Raw genomic sequence first — 15,433 nt, 5'->3', positions numbered from 1 at the left:
AAACGACCGCCGCGCGAATGGTTCGAGGCCAAGACCCAGTTCGCCGTCGTCTTCGGCGAAAGGTTCGTCAGCCAATGACGAAACCCGGCCTCGCGCACAGAATTCCTGACAGTTCCCGGGAACGCAGTGGAAGCCGTCGAAGCGCCCGGCATAGGGGATGAAGGTGGCCCGCTCCTCCTCGAACACCTCCCAGACCGTGCGATCGCCCTGCTCGGGATGCCGATGCGCCTTGGCATAGGCGACGCATTTGTCGGCCAGCCAGCCGTTCAGATCCTCCAACGTCTTGACGCGTAGCCTCGGCGTGAAGAAGCGCTCGCGCACCAGTCCGAACTGGTTCTCGACCTGGCCCTTCTCCCAACCCGACGCCGGCGTGCATGCCTCCGGCTCGACAAGGTAATGCCCGCACATCTGCGCAAAGCGGCGGTTGTAGCGGCGATCCCTGCCGATGAAGATCGCGTCCACAGCCGTCTTCATATTATCGTAGATGCCGCGCGTGCACGCTCCGCGGAAGAAGGCGAACGCCCGATCATGGGCGTCAAACACCATCTCCTGCGTCTCGCGGGGATAGGCCCGAACGAAGAACATGCGGCTGTGACAGAGCCGCATATGGGCAACCTTCACGGTCACCGTCACGCCGTCCAGCAGGACAATCTCGTGGCTCCAGTCGAATTGGTAGGCCTCACCCGGTGCGAAGCTCAGCGGAATGTAGGCCTCGGCCGCGGCGCTGCCGCGTTGCTCATCCCAGTCCTGCGCATGCCGCCACACCGAACTGTAGCTGCCGTCATAGCCGAGGCCGCGAAGCTCCTCGAAGATCCGGATCAGCGTCAGCCGCTCACGCTGCGGCTTGGCCGCGTTTGCCGACAGCAGCAGATCCAGCTTCTCACGCCAAGCTCCCATCTGGGGATAAGGCTGATGCTTGCGCTCGTAGCGGAACTCCGTCTCGTCCGATCGCAGGACCTTGCGCACCACCTTCCGGGAGATCTTCAACTCACGGCAGATCGCCTTGATCGACTTCCCCTGCACCAGCGACAGCCGGCGTATCTTTGCAATCGTCTCCACAACCAACATCCAAAACACAAATGCCTCCGATCAAACCGGACGCATCTTGATGACCCCACGTTAAGGGGTCCCGTTTGCGGTCAGACTCAATCTCGCTGCATGCGCAGCGTGATGTCGCGCAATTTTCGAGAGGGAATCAGCGCGATGGAACAGAGATTTGGGTCGACGAGACTGGCGCCGGCGGGGCTGCTCGTCGAGCAATGCCGAAATCAACACGGATTGTGTATTTCTTGACGTGCGCGCTACGGCGCTCTCGGCCACATGCCCGTGCTGCGGGACGAGTTCACGCCGGACCCAGAGCCGATATATGCGGCAAGCCGCCGATCTGCCCATCGCCGGCCGGCGGGTTGTCTTGCGGGTGACGGTTCGCAGTTTCTGGTGCGACGCCGTTCTTTGCCGCCGGCGCATTTTGCCGAGCGGTTTGGCGCCGATGTTTTATCCCCGTTATCGCGGAGAACCGGACGCCTTGAGACCATCGTTCATCACTTGGGACTGGCGCAGGGCGGCAGGCCTGCCGCAGCCTTTGCCAATCGCCTGATGATGCCGGTGAGCAACGATACCCTGTTGCGTGTCGTGCGCCGGCGGACTGAACAGCCGCGCGATAAGCTCGCTATCATCGGCATCGACGACTTCGCGTTCCGGCGAGGCCAACGATACGGGACGATTGTGTGCGATCTTGAGCGCCGCAGGCCGGTTACATTGCTGCCTGATCGCGAACAGGCGACATCGCAGGCTTTGGCTGGCGAACCATCCTTCAATTGTGACTGTCGCTCGCGATCGGGGTGGCGGATATGGCGAGGCGATCGCCAAGGCCTTGCCTCATGCCGCTCAGGTGGCCGACCGCTGGCATCTGATGGAAAACGCCAGCCGCGCTTTCCTTGATGCAGTCAGCAAATCCATGCGGCATAACCACAGAAGAACTCATCTCGCTGTGTGTTCGCCACGCGTCGCGGCCGGAACTGATACCCGAGGAAGTCAAACACGACATTCGGGTATTCCCCTCTGCGCCTTTGGTCTTTGCAATAGACGATCTTGGTCTTTGTCGGATGCATTTGAAGCCCGCATGCTGCCAGTCGAGCACCAAGCTCCGCCTTGAGGGCTTCTGCCTGCTCATTCCGGCAATGCACAAGACCATCGTCCGCATATCGACACCATGGAAGGTCAGGATGCGTCCGGGTCATCCACAGATCAAATGCATAGTGCATGAAGAGATTCGACAAGATCGGGCTGACAACGCCCCCTTGCGGGGTACCGCGTGTGCGCTCGACGACTTCCCCGTTCTTCTCCATCGGCGCTGCCAGCCATCTTTCAATGTAGAGCAGAGCCCACTTGCATGTGACGTGCTTCCTGACCGCCTTCAGCAGGAGATCGATTGTCAAACAGCCCTTTGACGTCGAATTCCAGAACCCAGTCATGCTTCCAGCATCGCTGACGCGTGACGCCAACTGCATCCAGAGCCGATTTTCCCGGCCTATAGCCGTAGGAGTCTGGAGGAAAGAGGATGTCCAAATCCGGCTCAATCATCTGCTTGACCACCATCTGTGCGATCCGATCGCTGACGGTGGGCACACCCAAAACCCTTTCGCCCCCACTCTTCTTCGAAATGGAGACAGCGCGAACCGGCGGCGGGAAGTACGTCCCTGAGGACATCCGATTCCAGACCTTGTAGAGGTTTCCTGCAAGGTCCTTCTCGAACATCTCCAGGGTCTGCCCGTCCACCCCGGCTGCGCCCTGGTTGGCTTTGACCGCTTTGTAAGCTTCGTACACTTGTCGTTTCGCAATTCGAAACGGCTTGTCTGTCGTATCTTCCGAAGTCATCCTGTTTCCAGTTGTTCCAAACAATACGACCACCTGATCCGACCCCTTTGGCCCCATTACAGGGCCTTCAACGCTCATACGGGCCGGTCCGCCCCAGTCTCCTGCATCGGTACTCTCGCCTTGCGGTTTGGCCCGCTTGAGCTTCTCCCTTTGCATCAGGAGCCTGGTTCCTGCAGTTTCGCGCGAATGCCCCCCTCAACGCCGGTCGCCCTGTCATCAGGCACCCGGCGGACTTGTCCCAGGATGACGAGACGGTCCTGGTTTCGGCGACACTTAGGTTCATAACGACGCATCTTTGAAGGGTTCACTTTCGTTCGTCTTTCGGACACCCACCTGCTCGGATCTCGTCCGAACTTTTCATCCAACGCTCACCACCACGGCTCTTTACCGCAGCAGCTTGGACTGGTTTGAGACCTGCTCCTGAAAGCCGATCCCGGAGGGCCGTCCCCCATTATTCACGCAGCTTTACGCTAGGGTCTTAGTTCATGTTGAACTCCTTCCGCTGCTCTCTCTCATCGATGAACACGAGCTTCGCCGGATCGAGATCGAGCTGGCCGTCGAACCACTCTCGGCGCTGCTTCAGGACGTCGGGGCGATCCTGCTCCAGTGCGTGCGCGGACTTTTTTGAATATCCAGCCGTGGCCGCGAAGCCAGGCGCTCAAGGCGCTGCGGCCGATCCGCACCGACTGCTCGGCGACGTGCCGCTCCACCATCTCGTTCAGCGTGATGTCCTTGCGCTCCTCGATCAGCCCGACGATGAAGGTTTCATGCGTATCGAGGCTGGAGGTGCGGCCCGGCGGCCCTGCGGGCGTGGCGCCAGTTCGCCGATCTTCGCCCGCGCAATCCAGCGGATCGCGCTGGACACTCCCACGCCCAACCGCGCCGCCGCTTGCCGGGCCGACATGCCCTCGTCCGAAGCCTTCAAGACCCGCGACCGAATATCCCCGCTCGGCGGCACCAGTGACCGGCCAAAGAGAGTTCATTGGCCGCTCGTATGGGTTGAGAAGTCCGCTGCTGTGGATGACAACTGTACTTATTCCGAGACCTCCGCGCTCCGAAAGACCCTGAAGAGGATTGGTGGCCATGATTACTTTGCCGATGCGATCAGTGCCGGCCGTCACGAAGCAGAGGCCGATGGCGGCCTGATCCGTCTCGGTCCGCGGCTGCCAACGCTCGGCGAAGCGCGGCTCGCCTGCCGTTGTGACTGTCCAGGCACGGCAACGTATAGCGGTCTAAAGTGATCGGCATCCGCAGCTTTGTCGGGTCCGCGACGCAGGCTTGTTTGCCCACTTTCTTGTTTTACCTCAGGCTAAACAGCTGAAAACAGTCACAAAAGAGTCTTCTCCGCCTCGTTCGGCCAAATTGGCACGAGTTTTGATGCCCTCATTGCAAGGCGGCAGCAGGTACCGACCGGCGCGCCGCCGGATGCGCATCTCCCCTTACACGGAGGAAATTATCATGAACACTCTCGATAAGCAGAAAGCACTGGAGCAAGCCGCACGAAAGCGCATCAAGGATTCCCACGGCCTCGACGGGGATGCCGGTCGCTTGGCTCACTTCTATGGCGGATGGGCCAGTTCCTACGATTTGGATGTGGGTCGCGATGGATACTGTGGGCCGATGATCGTGGCGGAACTGGCGGGTGCCGTGCAGACGGCCTATTTGGCCATTCAGCGAGCAGCCATCGCAGTCCTGGACGCTGGCTGCGGGACAGGCCTCGCCGGCTTGGAACTGGAACGCCTCGGGTTCCGGTTGATCGACGGGTTCGATCTCTCCGAGGAGATGGCCGAAAAGGCGCGGCAAACCTGCGTCTACCGCCACGTTCGAGGCGGCGTCGACCTTAACGGGCCGCTCTCCGACCACTCCAGTGCGAGCTATGACATCACCGTCTGCTGCGGCGTCTTTACGCTCGGACATGTCCGACCGGATGCACTGCGCGAACTGGCTCGCGTCACGCGCCCAAACGGATTCATCATCGCAAGCACCCGCAAGAGCTATGCGGAGACCGCATCCTTTGAAGACGAGGTGCGGCGTCTGGAGGATGCGGGCATCCTTGTGCCGGCACAGCGTCTAAACGACGCCAGATACGTCGCCGAGGAGGACGCGCACTACTGGGTTTTCCAGGTGCTCGAGAAGGCCAGCGCACCAACGGAGGAGCGGCCATGATCACGCTGCCACAAATCTCGCTGGCGAAGCTGGCAGCCGATGCAAGGCGTGTTTGTACAGGGGAGTGCATTGCGGCATGACGGCACGATCGAGCGCGGAGTTCCAGGCAAGACGTGAGAGCGCACTGCCGCGTGGCGTTGCATGTGCGTTTCCGGTATGCGCGGAACGCGCCGAAGGCGCAGAGATTTGGGACACGGAGGGCCGTCGATACATCGATTTCATCGGCGGCATGGGCGCGCTTGCGGTCGGACATTCGCATCCGCAGGTCGTTGATGCGGTCAGAACGCAACTCCAGTGCTTCGCCCATACCTTCTTCGGCAGCATTCCTTATGACGGCTACGTGCGGCTCGCGGAACGCCTCAACGCGATAGCTCCGTTTCCCACGCCGGCGAAAACCCTGCTTGTCACCACTGGCGCGGAAGCGGTGGAGAACGCGGTAAAGATCGCTCGTTTCCACTTAGGTCGAAGGGGTGTCGTCGTCTTCAGCGGCGGTTTTCACGGACGCACGTTACTGACCCTCGCGATGACCTCACAGCTCGATCCATACAAACGCGGTTTCGGCCCCTTCCCTACCGATGTCTACCACGCGCCCTTTCCTTCGGCCTATCGAGGCCCCAGTGCAGACGAGGCCCTTGAAGCGCTTCGAGACCTGTTCGAGACGCAGATCGAACCCGACCAAGTTGCAGCCATGGTGATCGAGCCGGTCCAGGGTGAAGCTGGTTTCCTGCCGGCGCCGCCCGAGTTCATGCACGGTCTGCGCGCTTTGTGCGACGCTCACGGCATCGTTCTGATCGCCGATGAAGTCCAGTCCGGCTTCGCCCGCACCGGCCGGGTTTTCGCGATTGAGCATTCAGGGGTGGAGCCGGATCTTGTAGCGCTGGGAAAGAGTTTCGGCGGCGGGCTCCCAATCGCCGCTGTCATCGGCAAGGCGGCGATCATGGACGCTGTACCGCCGGGCGGGCTCGGAGGCACCTATGCAGGGAATCCCCTTGCATGCGCAGCGGCACTTGCCGCCCTGAACGTGCTTGAGGAGGAAAACCTGACTGCCCGTAGCATGGAAATCGGCGAGCGCCTCACCACCGGGTTCCGCTCCCTCAATCTAAGGACCAATTGCCCAATTATCGGCGAGGTGCGCGGTTTGGGCGCTATGATCGCCATTGAACTCGTTGACGATGCAATATCCCAGCGCCCGGCGACAGCGCTGACGGCGAGGCTTGTGGAAGACGCCGCGACGCACGGTCTTCTGCTCGCCTCGGCCGGACGCGCGCATAACGTCATCCGCGTCCTTGCGCCGCTTACAGTATCGAACGAGATCATCGACGAAGCGTTGGCGATTTTCGAGGAGTCGCTTGGGCGGGTGACCACGCTTGCGCACGCTTGATCCATATGATCCCGACAAGATGTTATCTGTCGCGCCTGGAGCTAACCGCTGTCGACGCGCCAAGCGTGGCGAAGGAAATCCGCTGGGCACTGTCCAATGTCGGCTTCATGCAAAGGCGCGCCGGCGCGAGTTCTAACTTCAAGCGTTCAGCCCTTCGGCCGAGATCTTCCGCAACCACTCGCGCAGCCGCTCGGCCCCCGGAGATAGGGTCCGGTTGTCGTTCCACGTCAGAGATAGTATCTAGTATCCTCCCGTGGCGTACAGTTCGGTCGGTGATTCCTGATGAGCTTGTCCTCTAGGACCATGTTCGCGCCGGCCGGTGCCAGCCCACGGCAAGGCCCTGATCAGCCGGAGGGTGCAAAGGCACGAAGAACTTGCTGAACCTATGGCCGCGAAGCGGCGTGTGCGTAATCCCCGCGGGGCAGCACCTCATCCCAGCCGGCCCAGTCGGTTCAACCCGTTGACCTTTAGGAGCGCAGTTGGGGCAAGCACTTGGTGGCTTCGCTGTGCTCCTGGGCGAAGCCGGGGACCGCAGACCGGGTAGATGACGTCGCCCGACAACAGTTCCGCTGTCTCGTCAGGCCATGAGCTGCATCATAGAGGATGCGCAGTTCGACTTGGGCGCACCCAATAGTGGCGCGAACTGTCGGAAATTCACATGGTCAACTTTGATATCAGCACGCAGTGCCAATAGCGCGGCATGCTTCGGCATTAACCACATCAATGCGAGCGTATCGCTGGAGGCATCGCGACGTTCCCGGAACGATCGCGTTTAATGGTCCTGACGACATCGGAAGCCTTGGAAAGGCTGCTTGCCAGCACGCTGTAGATGTCTTTGCCAGCGGTAGTAAGCATCACGCCGGTTCCTCGCCTCACAAACAGCGGAACACCAAGGTCGTACTCAATGGCTTTGATCTGCCGACTGATTTCTCCCGATGTCACGCCCAGCTCGGAAGCCGCAAGCTTGAATGAGAGATGGCGTGCCGAGGCCTCGAATGCAGTGAGGGCAGTCAGTGACGGGAGATCATAATATTGACGAGCCATTGAAAAACTCAATCACACCGGCAGTCGCGAACCAACAACAGGGTATCCGCTCGGCCGCTGGCCCACAAAACGATCGCCCTCAGTTCACACGCGTCAAAGTTGAGAGACTGCTCAATCACCACTGGCCTCCGTGACGGATTGCGGCCGTCTGCGGTGACCCAGCAAATTGCGTGCCGATTGACGCACCGTTTTAGCTGCACCATTCACCCATACCGACGGCCCGACTTTGGCGAACGTTTCGTCTGATTTCCGACATTCTTGTCCAGCATTGGACAGGAGGTTTGTGGATAGACGTGCGCGGGATCGTCACATCGACGACGTGGGATCCGGCCGTATGAGGAGTATGAAGAAACCCCCGTCACTCGGGTCATACCCGCCACCCTTTCCCCGTCGAGGTAGTCAGCGCGGGAGCTCAGCCACGACTCGATTCGCCATTGGGGGAGAAGCTCGGATATAAACCTCCCGACCGGGATCGGTTTTGCGGTTCGCCAGGACCGGCACGGGCGTGCCGTCATCATGCAGACGCTTCGCAGCAAGCACATGCGCCTCGATCAGCGCGTGACGGCCTTCAAAACCGCGGCACAGACGCCCCCCTGGTCCGCGAGCGTGGAGAGGCTCAGCGTAGGAGAGACTTGGCATCCTGGTTAAGGTCAGGCCTCCGCGGAGAGATAGGTGCCTGATTTTGGCGGGGAAGATTTGATTTGCCGGTTTCTGTTGGTTCTATTGCTTCATGAACCACTTGTAATCGTACCGTTCCGTATCTTTTACAATTTTTCACAGATGACCAGCACCTACGCGTGTATACCGTGTGAAATGGTTCGCGCTTAGGAAAATTCAATGCCGTCGGGCCTGCCCGAGGCGCGCGGGTTCGATGCGGTCGTGCCAGGAAGATGTTCGGCCACGCTCATTCTGCTCTAGGTTGTCGGCATCGCCGACGTCAACAACACCGATCCAGACCATTCTCACACAATTCCAACAGCCGAAGCGAGGGGTTTCCATGACTAAGCAGCTCCTGTTCTCTTCCGAACCCCGGGACAGCCGGATAAGATGGCAGACAACATCTCTGACGCCATCCTCGATGCGATCCTCTGTAACAACCCTAGAATGCGCGTCACTTCTGAAGCACTGGCGAAGACCGGATGGTCGTTCTGGCCGGCGAGTCACCGGTGAAGAGCAGATCCATTACAGCCAAGTTGCGCGATACACATCGAAATGGATCCGGTGACCGACCCATCGACCTTGACGATCAGCCTTGCGCAGTCGTTCTGGCACTCACCGAGCAGCCGCCCTGAGTAGCCAGGGCGTTGACCTGATCCGGGACTGCAACGACAAGGGACCGAGGGTTCAGCGGTCACATACTCGGATCACAACCTCGCCAAAATCGCGTCAAAGTCAATGGGCACCACCAGCGACGTTGATGGTCGCAAACAAAAAGAAACGGACGAGCGAGTGAAATAAAGTTAATCGGCAGTCTATTTTTTCGCGTTACCCTCGATGAAGGCGGTATGCTAAATGGATGTGGAGCAGGTTGAAGCTAGTGATGCGTTTGTCGCATGTCCGCACTACGGAATAAACCTAACGAGAGCCGACCTCATCAATGGTAAGGTATAGGAGCATCCCTTGGAAGAACGCGAACATCAGGATGGTTATAGATCCCTTCAGCGGGCTGACTTTGATTCCGTAGGATCAACAGCCACGAGCGTTGCAGACGGCTTCACAATGGTGGCGGTTGGGGACCTTATCGTGGCACGGGCCCTGACCAGATTAGAAGATCCTGGGTTTAGCGCTGTGGTCAAGATCTTGAATGACGCAGACGTTACATTCGGCAACCTTGAAACAAACATCTTTGACATTCGCTCATTCGAAGGGTCGCCACAGGCTCAGCATGGCGGCGCCTATCATATTAGCCTCCCAGAACTCGGGGCCGACCTGAAAAAGATGGGTTTTGATATGCTGAGCTACGCCAATAATCACACATTTGATTGGGGCCTAGAAGGTATGCGCGAGACTTGTCGGATACTGGACGAGAACGAAATCATCTACGCAGGGGTAGGTGAGAATTTGGCGCAAGCGGGGGCGGCGCGATTTTTTGAGACGCCACGTGGTCGTACTTCACTACTGTCATTTGCTTCAACGTTCTTACCTCCGTCTCGTGCTGGTGATCCGGCTGGTGAAGCACCCGGCAGACCGGGTGTCAACGCTCTGCGTCTGTCCCGAAAAATTCTGCTTCCACGAGTGATGCTTGAGAGCGTAAGGCGAATTCGTGATGCACTTCCAGGCTTCAAATTTCTAGGTGGCGAGTCAGACGAAGTTGTTCTTGCTGAAGTAACTTACAAGTTAGGTGCTGAGGCTAATTATAGCTACGTACCCAATGAACGAGACGTAGCTGACATTTTGAGAAATGTTCGGCGAGGTAAACAATTTTCTGACTTCTGCCTTGTCACAAATCATGGACATGAACCGGGAAATTGGAGCCAGTATCCGGCTGACTATGAACGAGGCTTCGCGCATAAGGTCATTGATGCTGGGGCAGATGCATACGTAGTGCATGGGCCACACCAGCTACGGGGCATAGAGATCTATAAGGGTCGCCCGATTCTCTACAGCCTAGGTAACTTCATGATGGATGACCTGCACACACCCGTCGGAGCGGAAATGTTTGAAGCTCGCGGAAAGGACCCTCGGATTCACACCGACGCGGAAGTATCTGTCCAGGAGATGGCAGAAGGATATGACGACGATGTCGCATTCACGGATCCTGTTTTCTACGAAAGCGTGATTGCCGTAAGCAAATTTGAGCAGAATCAGCTCGCGGAATTGCACCTCGTTCCGGTCGAACTCGGCTTTTCTCACAGGTTTGCCAACCGAGGTATTCCACGGCTTGCCGCCGAAGGACAAGCGAGAGCCATTCTGGAGCGCCTGCAGAGGCTATCAGAGTCATTTGGGACCAAAATCGTCATCAAGAACAATATTGGAGTTATCAAGACAGGGTCAGGTTTGCCATAACGCCGCTGACGCGTCGTAACATTCGCGCGATCATCGTGGCAGAACACTGCGACACGAAATCCAGCGCGGTGGTTGGCGCCAGTGAGGTTTGACCTCGATCCCAGCCCCCGCCGTCGATAATGATCGGCGGCAGCCGTTTTAAGTGGCTTCAGATTTATTGCAGGACGATGACTATCTCAAGGTCTCGGTCGCGCTTACTAGAGCGTCGCCGCTGTCCGCAGTACGCCTGTACGCCTAAGGACGGCCACGATTGCAGCGCGGCAGCGCCTCGGGTCATTGCCCGACGCGATGCGCGACGGCTCAGGTAGCAGATGCTTCGCGGCGATCGTCGCGTCGGGCAGCCCCCTATCGATCGTACGCACAGAACCCGGGGCATCCTTTGGCATCTCCGAGGTCGATCTCGCTAATCCGGTAGGGACTTGCGAGGATCGCTTCGATAGCCAAGGCCGTGACCGGCCCGATCGCCGCATAGTCTGCAGCCGCTTCGTCACCTCACCCGCTGCCGCTTCCGCACGGAGTTTCTGGCCAAGAGGACGGGCCCCAATTTGCGCCAGAGCTATGTACGGGTCGGCAAGCTGGCGCTGATCAGCCACCAGCGCTATGCCCACGCCAAGCATTTCAAGCGGGCAAACAAGGCGCTGCGCAGGCTCAAGACCTATCTCGGCCGGACCATTCGCGACATCTCCCGCCAGGTCGCCGGCGGTGCGGAACTGGACGCGCTTTTTAAATGGCCGCTCTATCCGGCCGCCACCGTTCTCGAGCAGCGTCAGCGCCAGCGCGGCCGCAGGATCTACAGCCTGCACGCGCATGAGGTGGAATGCATCGGCAAGCGCAAGGCGCATATGCGAGTTCGGGGTGAAGGGTGTCGGTGGCCACCACGCTGAAGCGCTCCAAGGGTGGCCAGTTCGCCCTGCATGCAAACGCACTGCCCGGCAACCGCTACGACGGCCACACGCTGGCAAGCGTCATCCGGACATGGAAAAGACCCGGCGACCAGATCGGCCGCATCGTCGCATCGCGGCCACAACGCACCCAAAGCCACAAATTCAGGGTCTTCACCAGCGGCCAGAAACGCCGCGTCACCCCGGCCATCAAGCGCCAGATGCGTCTTTCTGCTGGCTCGCCGCCGATGTGGGTAACCGGAAGCCTTCCCGGATGGAAACAATGATCCGCGAAGGCTTGCGGATGATCTTGATCCGTGGATAGCAGACGCCAGCGCACGAGAAGGTTTCGGCGGGCATGCGGGGCACTTTACCTCGACAATGTGACGCGAAGCGGAGTGGCCTGTGGCCTCCGCATCGGATCCACGATGAACGGCTGAGCATGCCACGGAGTACCAACTACGCAGCTGCTGACGGGACCCGGGTTCGCGCTCTCGCATGAGATCGGACCTCTTCTCCGAACGCACGGAAAATTCGCGCGGACGCTTCGTCGGAATTGACCCAATACTCGGGATGCCATTGCACTCCGAGCGCGAAAGCCAGGGAGTCGTGCACCGAAACTGCCTCTACCGTGCCGTCTTCCGCCACCGCCTCGACTAAAAGCCTTGTGCTCAAGCGCTCCACCGCCTGGCGGTGCAGCGAATTCACCTTAAAGTTTCCGGTCGCGAGCAGGCTTGCAAGGCACCCTCCGGGCTCGATGGTCACTGTATGTCGGATAGCAAACCACTCGTCCCAGCTGCCACGTTGTGGCGCCCGATGGTCAAGCAAGCCGGGACGTTCCTGGATTTCGGTCGCTAGCGATCCGCCGAGCGCTACGTTCATTTCTTGCATTCCTCGGCAGATTGCAAGCAACGGAACTCCGCAATTGATTGCCTTGCGGATCAAAGGCAAGGTAGTTGAGTCGCGTGCAACGTCGTAGGGGCCGTTCGCATCTGATGCGTCGCCAGCATAAAGCGCGGGGTGGACGTTCGATGCAGAGCCCGTGATCATCACACCGTCGACAGCGGCGAGAAGTTCGTCAAAGTGGAGCCTGTCGCCAAGAGAAGGAATGAGCACCGGAAAAAGGCCTGCCGAGACGGCCGCCTCAAGATATCGCTGCTGAACCGCGTGCCAGCAAGCATCATCGAACTGGCGGACATCCGTCGACACCGCGACGAGCGGCTGATTTGTGTTCCTGGACATTTCACCGATCCTATTCACCGACCTTTACATCCTTCCTGAACTTGGAAACTGACCGGTCCCACGCATGGCCGCGATAGAGCAATGGCCGCGATAGAGCACTTGCGCGGCATGCCCCGTCACGGCTGAGTCTACGAGCTCTCGATCCCAAGTCGTTTCGCAATCAGTTCCGTTTCGCCTATCGCAATCCAGCTTTGACGGAGGGAAAGTGCCACTGAGAACGCTCAGCTGACGCCAGCCATAAGGAGAGATACATTGTTGAAGGCATCGTAGACGGGCAGTCCTGTCGCCCTCCGAATTTTAGGCGAGACGCGCACTAATATCGTACATTCGCATAGTACTGCTCCGATGTCTTTGTGACAATTAATTCGGGAAACAATATCATCGATGTCAACCAATACATTTTTGACGTCTATTGTGCCGTCCTCAGCCCACATGTAATGGTAGGTTGCAGTCCCTTCCAGTCCTTCAAAAATCAACCGTGACGGATCTCCAATATCGAGCATAGCCAAGATGTCGGTATCTAGGCATCGTGAGTCAGCGGTGATTACTGCAATTTTTTTCGGCGCAGGAACATTGGACAGAAGTGTTGGGAGTAAAAGCAGGCTAGAAGTCGATACGGGTACCGGCACAGCCTCTGCGATCGCCCGCTGGTATCTCACCGTAAAGCCGCAGTCACATGTGATGGCGTCCGCTCCTTTTCGTACAAGCTCTTGAGCTGCTTTAAGATATTCAATTTCACACGAGGGGTCGCCGGCAACAACATTGCTCGCCCAAGCTCCTGGAATTTGGGTAGATAATGGGGTTGATTTGTAGCGGAGCGGATCTGCGATCCCTAGCCCAAAGTCTGTATGTTGACCAGTGTAGCTACCGCCATTAGAGAGGCACAGTACCCCTATAGTCGTCATGCTGAATCTCCTTTAACTCTGGTAACTAAGTTTATGATCCGCGCTGGCGATGCCATGCGCGAACTGACCTGTTTTCAGACGCTAGCTTCGCCGAGAATTGCAGGTTTAGTGGAAAAGCTTACGCTCCATTCGAGTCAACCTTTTCCCCCCCTCCTGTGTGACGACGATGGTTTCGCTGAAGGCCATGCCCCCTGCCCAAGTATACATATGAAAAACCTGGTTTTGCTGCAATTCCCAGTCGCTGCTTGGCCGGAATACGCGTGTGAAATCAGTTGTACGGGGCGGGTGCTTAAGACCTAGAGTGTATCCGGTAATATTGGTGTAATTGTCGCGCACCCCGGCAGACAACATCCCCTCGCGAACGATCCGGTCCACCTCCTTTGCGTCCGCTCCAGGTTTCATGGCCGGGAATTGCTCATCCTGAATTCGGACCATGGCTTCTGCCGTTCGCATCTGTTCATCCGTTGGGGCACCAATTGATTTCGGGCGCATCATTCGCGCGGTATAGCCGCGAAAAGATGGAACCGGTTCCACATGCAGGATGTCCCCTTGGGCTAGCGTGCGGCCGGTTAGTGGGGCGTGTAAGATTCCCGAGCGAGGTCCAGACGCCATCACGGCGACTTGGGCATTGTCCGCACCACTGCGCCACGCTTGACTTGTAAGGGCGACGAAGATCTCGCGCTCATTCACACCCGGCCGAGCTACCTCGAAGCCTGCTGCCGCTGCGCGATCGCAAATCTCCGCAGCTACTTCGAGGCAAGCAATTTCGAGTGGGGATTTGACCTGGCGCATGTCCCACATGATCGATGAGAAGTCGACGAAATTAGCCTCCGGGAGCAGGCTTTCGAGCTCGAGAGCACGGTTCACAGTGAGGAAGTAGCTGTCGCGTTCGACGCCGATGGTCGATGCGCTATATCTGCGGGCTCTAATCGTCTCGGCCACTAGCTTGACAGGATTTTCGTCGTCCACGAATGCCACGTAACTGGCAAGCCAACTCGATTCGCTGAAGGCTGAAGCGTCAAGCGCACGAATCACAGCAACTGGTTCTCCTTCAAGCGGGACAAGTACGGCTTGATACATGGCCGCTGTGGGCACGTAACCGCAGAAATAATCCATGTGCTCGTGCTGGTTTACGATGAGGAGATCGACGCTCCGCTCCGCCATGGCGGTGCGCAATGTTAACAGGCGCGTCTGATACTCTTCGAGAGGGAAGGGCGGAGGCTGAGTCATGAATGAATCTCCATAGGTGCGAAGTGTACGTTATCGACGATAATTAGCTTATCGCCATGCCCCACCGCGGGATATATCCGAGCAATGCAATGCCCGTACCCTGATGAGCATCTGGGGCATCGGTCGCTCGATGCGCCGGGCTCAATCGAAAACGTAGTCCGGTGTCACCCGACCAGACTGGCCCTCGGCCACCATGCGGTCGCCAAGCGAGACGTCTAGCCGAGCAAGGCCTATGACCGCACCACATGGCAACCAACGGCACGCCGCGATATATTGCTTTGCGGCTCATATCGCGCGCTAAATCACTGGGGCCATTCACTTTACTTGTGTCACCGACAGAGGAAGGGTCGAGGTTTGAACCGGAACCCGCGATCAACAAGCTTTCAACGGAATCCAACAGTTGTTCGAAGCCGAGCCGGCTGCCGAAGCAAGGGGGCAGCTCCGAAAAAACGCCTCCTGTGGCGACCGCCACTCCGAGATAACGCTGGGGCGCCAAGTGCCACAAATAGCCACACATCTCGCATACGTCGCACGAGACCGCAATTAGCAGCTCATACTTCTTCAAGTCCACAAGATCCGTCTCTTGCACACCAGCTATAGCTCTGTGCTTTATATGCACTTCAGCGTCCCTTCATTCTTGTCGGATGATGAAGGCCGTCATACATCAGATTCGGGCTGCTCTTGAAACGGGCTTGCGAGTT

General features: G+C 58.4%; 9 protein-coding genes and 5 pseudogenes. 6 read left to right on the top strand and 8 right to left on the bottom strand.

Annotated features, from left to right (window positions below; genetic code table 11):
- Positions 1 to 1,068, bottom strand: a 1,068-nt coding sequence (istA, locus tag NKH91_RS31805) for an IS21 family transposase (protein WP_502899055.1), incomplete at its 3' end; no start/stop codon positions are given.
- A gap of 135 nt (positions 1,069 to 1,203) precedes the next feature.
- Here istA and NKH91_RS31800 point away from each other — a divergent pair.
- Positions 1,204 to 1,960: pseudogene (locus NKH91_RS31800) on the top strand (ISL3 family transposase); the annotation flags it as partial.
- A 4-nt stretch (positions 1,961 to 1,964) separates the two neighbouring features.
- Here NKH91_RS31800 and ltrA read toward each other — a convergent pair.
- A pseudogene (gene ltrA / locus NKH91_RS31795) lies at positions 1,965 to 2,877 on the bottom strand (group II intron reverse transcriptase/maturase); the annotation flags it as partial.
- 511 nt (positions 2,878 to 3,388) lie between these two features.
- Positions 3,389 to 3,781, bottom strand: a pseudogene (locus NKH91_RS31790) (transposase); the annotation flags it as partial.
- Positions 3,782 to 4,335: 554 nt separating this feature from the next.
- Here NKH91_RS31790 and NKH91_RS31785 point away from each other — a divergent pair.
- Entirely contained in the window at positions 4,336 to 5,043 is a 708-nt protein-coding gene (locus tag NKH91_RS31785) for a class I SAM-dependent DNA methyltransferase (RefSeq protein ID WP_352885578.1), read from the top strand.
- Between the two features lie 76 nt (positions 5,044 to 5,119).
- Positions 5,120 to 6,424, top strand: a complete 1,305-nt coding sequence (gene gabT / locus NKH91_RS31780; RefSeq protein WP_352885579.1) for a 4-aminobutyrate--2-oxoglutarate transaminase — start codon at positions 5,120 to 5,122, stop codon at positions 6,422 to 6,424.
- Between the two features lie 720 nt (positions 6,425 to 7,144).
- Here gabT and NKH91_RS31775 read toward each other — a convergent pair.
- Together NKH91_RS31775 and NKH91_RS31770 are read right to left on the bottom strand one after the other, a co-directional pair.
- Positions 7,145 to 7,468: a LysR family transcriptional regulator gene (locus NKH91_RS31775; protein WP_352885577.1), complete on the bottom strand. Its 324-nt coding sequence runs from the start codon at positions 7,466 to 7,468 to the stop codon at positions 7,145 to 7,147.
- Between the two features lie 423 nt (positions 7,469 to 7,891).
- Positions 7,892 to 8,088: pseudogene (locus NKH91_RS31770) on the bottom strand (IS66 family transposase); the annotation flags it as partial.
- 427 nt (positions 8,089 to 8,515) lie between these two features.
- Here NKH91_RS31770 and NKH91_RS31765 point away from each other — a divergent pair.
- The 3 genes and pseudogenes from NKH91_RS31765 to NKH91_RS31755 form a co-directional block, all read left to right on the top strand.
- Complete coding sequence (locus NKH91_RS31765) at positions 8,516 to 8,638, top strand: hypothetical protein (RefSeq protein WP_502899054.1); 123 nt, start codon at positions 8,516 to 8,518, stop codon at positions 8,636 to 8,638.
- Between the two features lie 450 nt (positions 8,639 to 9,088).
- On the top strand, positions 9,089 to 10,474 hold the full coding sequence (locus tag NKH91_RS31760) for a CapA family protein (RefSeq protein ID WP_352885576.1): 1,386 nt from the start codon (positions 9,089 to 9,091) through the stop codon (positions 10,472 to 10,474).
- A gap of 497 nt (positions 10,475 to 10,971) precedes the next feature.
- A pseudogene (locus tag NKH91_RS31755) lies at positions 10,972 to 11,606 on the top strand (transposase family protein); the annotation flags it as partial.
- Positions 11,607 to 11,814: 208 nt separating this feature from the next.
- Here NKH91_RS31755 and NKH91_RS31750 read toward each other — a convergent pair.
- The 3 genes from NKH91_RS31750 to NKH91_RS31740 all read right to left on the bottom strand — a co-directional run bounded on the left by NKH91_RS31750 (position 11,815) and on the right by NKH91_RS31740 (position 14,732).
- Positions 11,815 to 12,597 carry a gamma-glutamyl-gamma-aminobutyrate hydrolase family protein gene (locus tag NKH91_RS31750; protein WP_352885575.1) on the bottom strand — a complete coding sequence of 261 codons (783 nt, stop codon included), beginning with the start codon at positions 12,595 to 12,597 and terminating at the stop codon, positions 11,815 to 11,817.
- A gap of 221 nt (positions 12,598 to 12,818) precedes the next feature.
- Positions 12,819 to 13,502, bottom strand: coding sequence for an aspartate/glutamate racemase family protein (locus NKH91_RS31745; protein ID WP_352885574.1), 684 nt, complete (start codon positions 13,500 to 13,502; stop codon positions 12,819 to 12,821).
- A gap of 105 nt (positions 13,503 to 13,607) precedes the next feature.
- A complete protein-coding gene (locus tag NKH91_RS31740) occupies positions 13,608 to 14,732 on the bottom strand; it encodes a M24 family metallopeptidase (RefSeq protein ID WP_352885573.1) in 1,125 nt (374 codons plus the stop codon).
- Between the last annotated feature and the right edge of the window lie 701 nt (positions 14,733 to 15,433).

Source organism: Mesorhizobium sp. M0894 (genome assembly GCF_040319725.1).
GTDB lineage: Bacteria > Pseudomonadota > Alphaproteobacteria > Rhizobiales > Rhizobiaceae > Mesorhizobium.
Note: the sequence above shows the minus strand (reverse complement) of the source record. Positions and strands in the feature narration are given on the sequence as shown.

Excerpts from the sequence above, each read along its gene's own strand:
- NKH91_RS31740 (WP_352885573.1), bottom strand. The coding sequence starts at position 14,732 with ATGACTCAGCCTCCGCCCTTCCCTCTCGAAGAGTATCAGACGCGCCTG.
- NKH91_RS31785 (WP_352885578.1), top strand. The coding sequence starts at position 4,336 with ATGAACACTCTCGATAAGCAGAAAGCACTGGAGCAAGCCGCACGAAAG.
- NKH91_RS31765 (WP_502899054.1), top strand. The coding sequence starts at position 8,516 with ATGGCAGACAACATCTCTGACGCCATCCTCGATGCGATCCTCTGTAAC.
- NKH91_RS31745 (WP_352885574.1), bottom strand. The coding sequence starts at position 13,502 with ATGACGACTATAGGGGTACTGTGCCTCTCTAATGGCGGTAGCTACACT.
- gabT (WP_352885579.1), top strand. The coding sequence starts at position 5,120 with ATGACGGCACGATCGAGCGCGGAGTTCCAGGCAAGACGTGAGAGCGCA.
- NKH91_RS31750 (WP_352885575.1), bottom strand. The coding sequence starts at position 12,597 with ATGTCCAGGAACACAAATCAGCCGCTCGTCGCGGTGTCGACGGATGTC.
- NKH91_RS31775 (WP_352885577.1), bottom strand. The coding sequence starts at position 7,468 with ATGGCTCGTCAATATTATGATCTCCCGTCACTGACTGCCCTCACTGCA.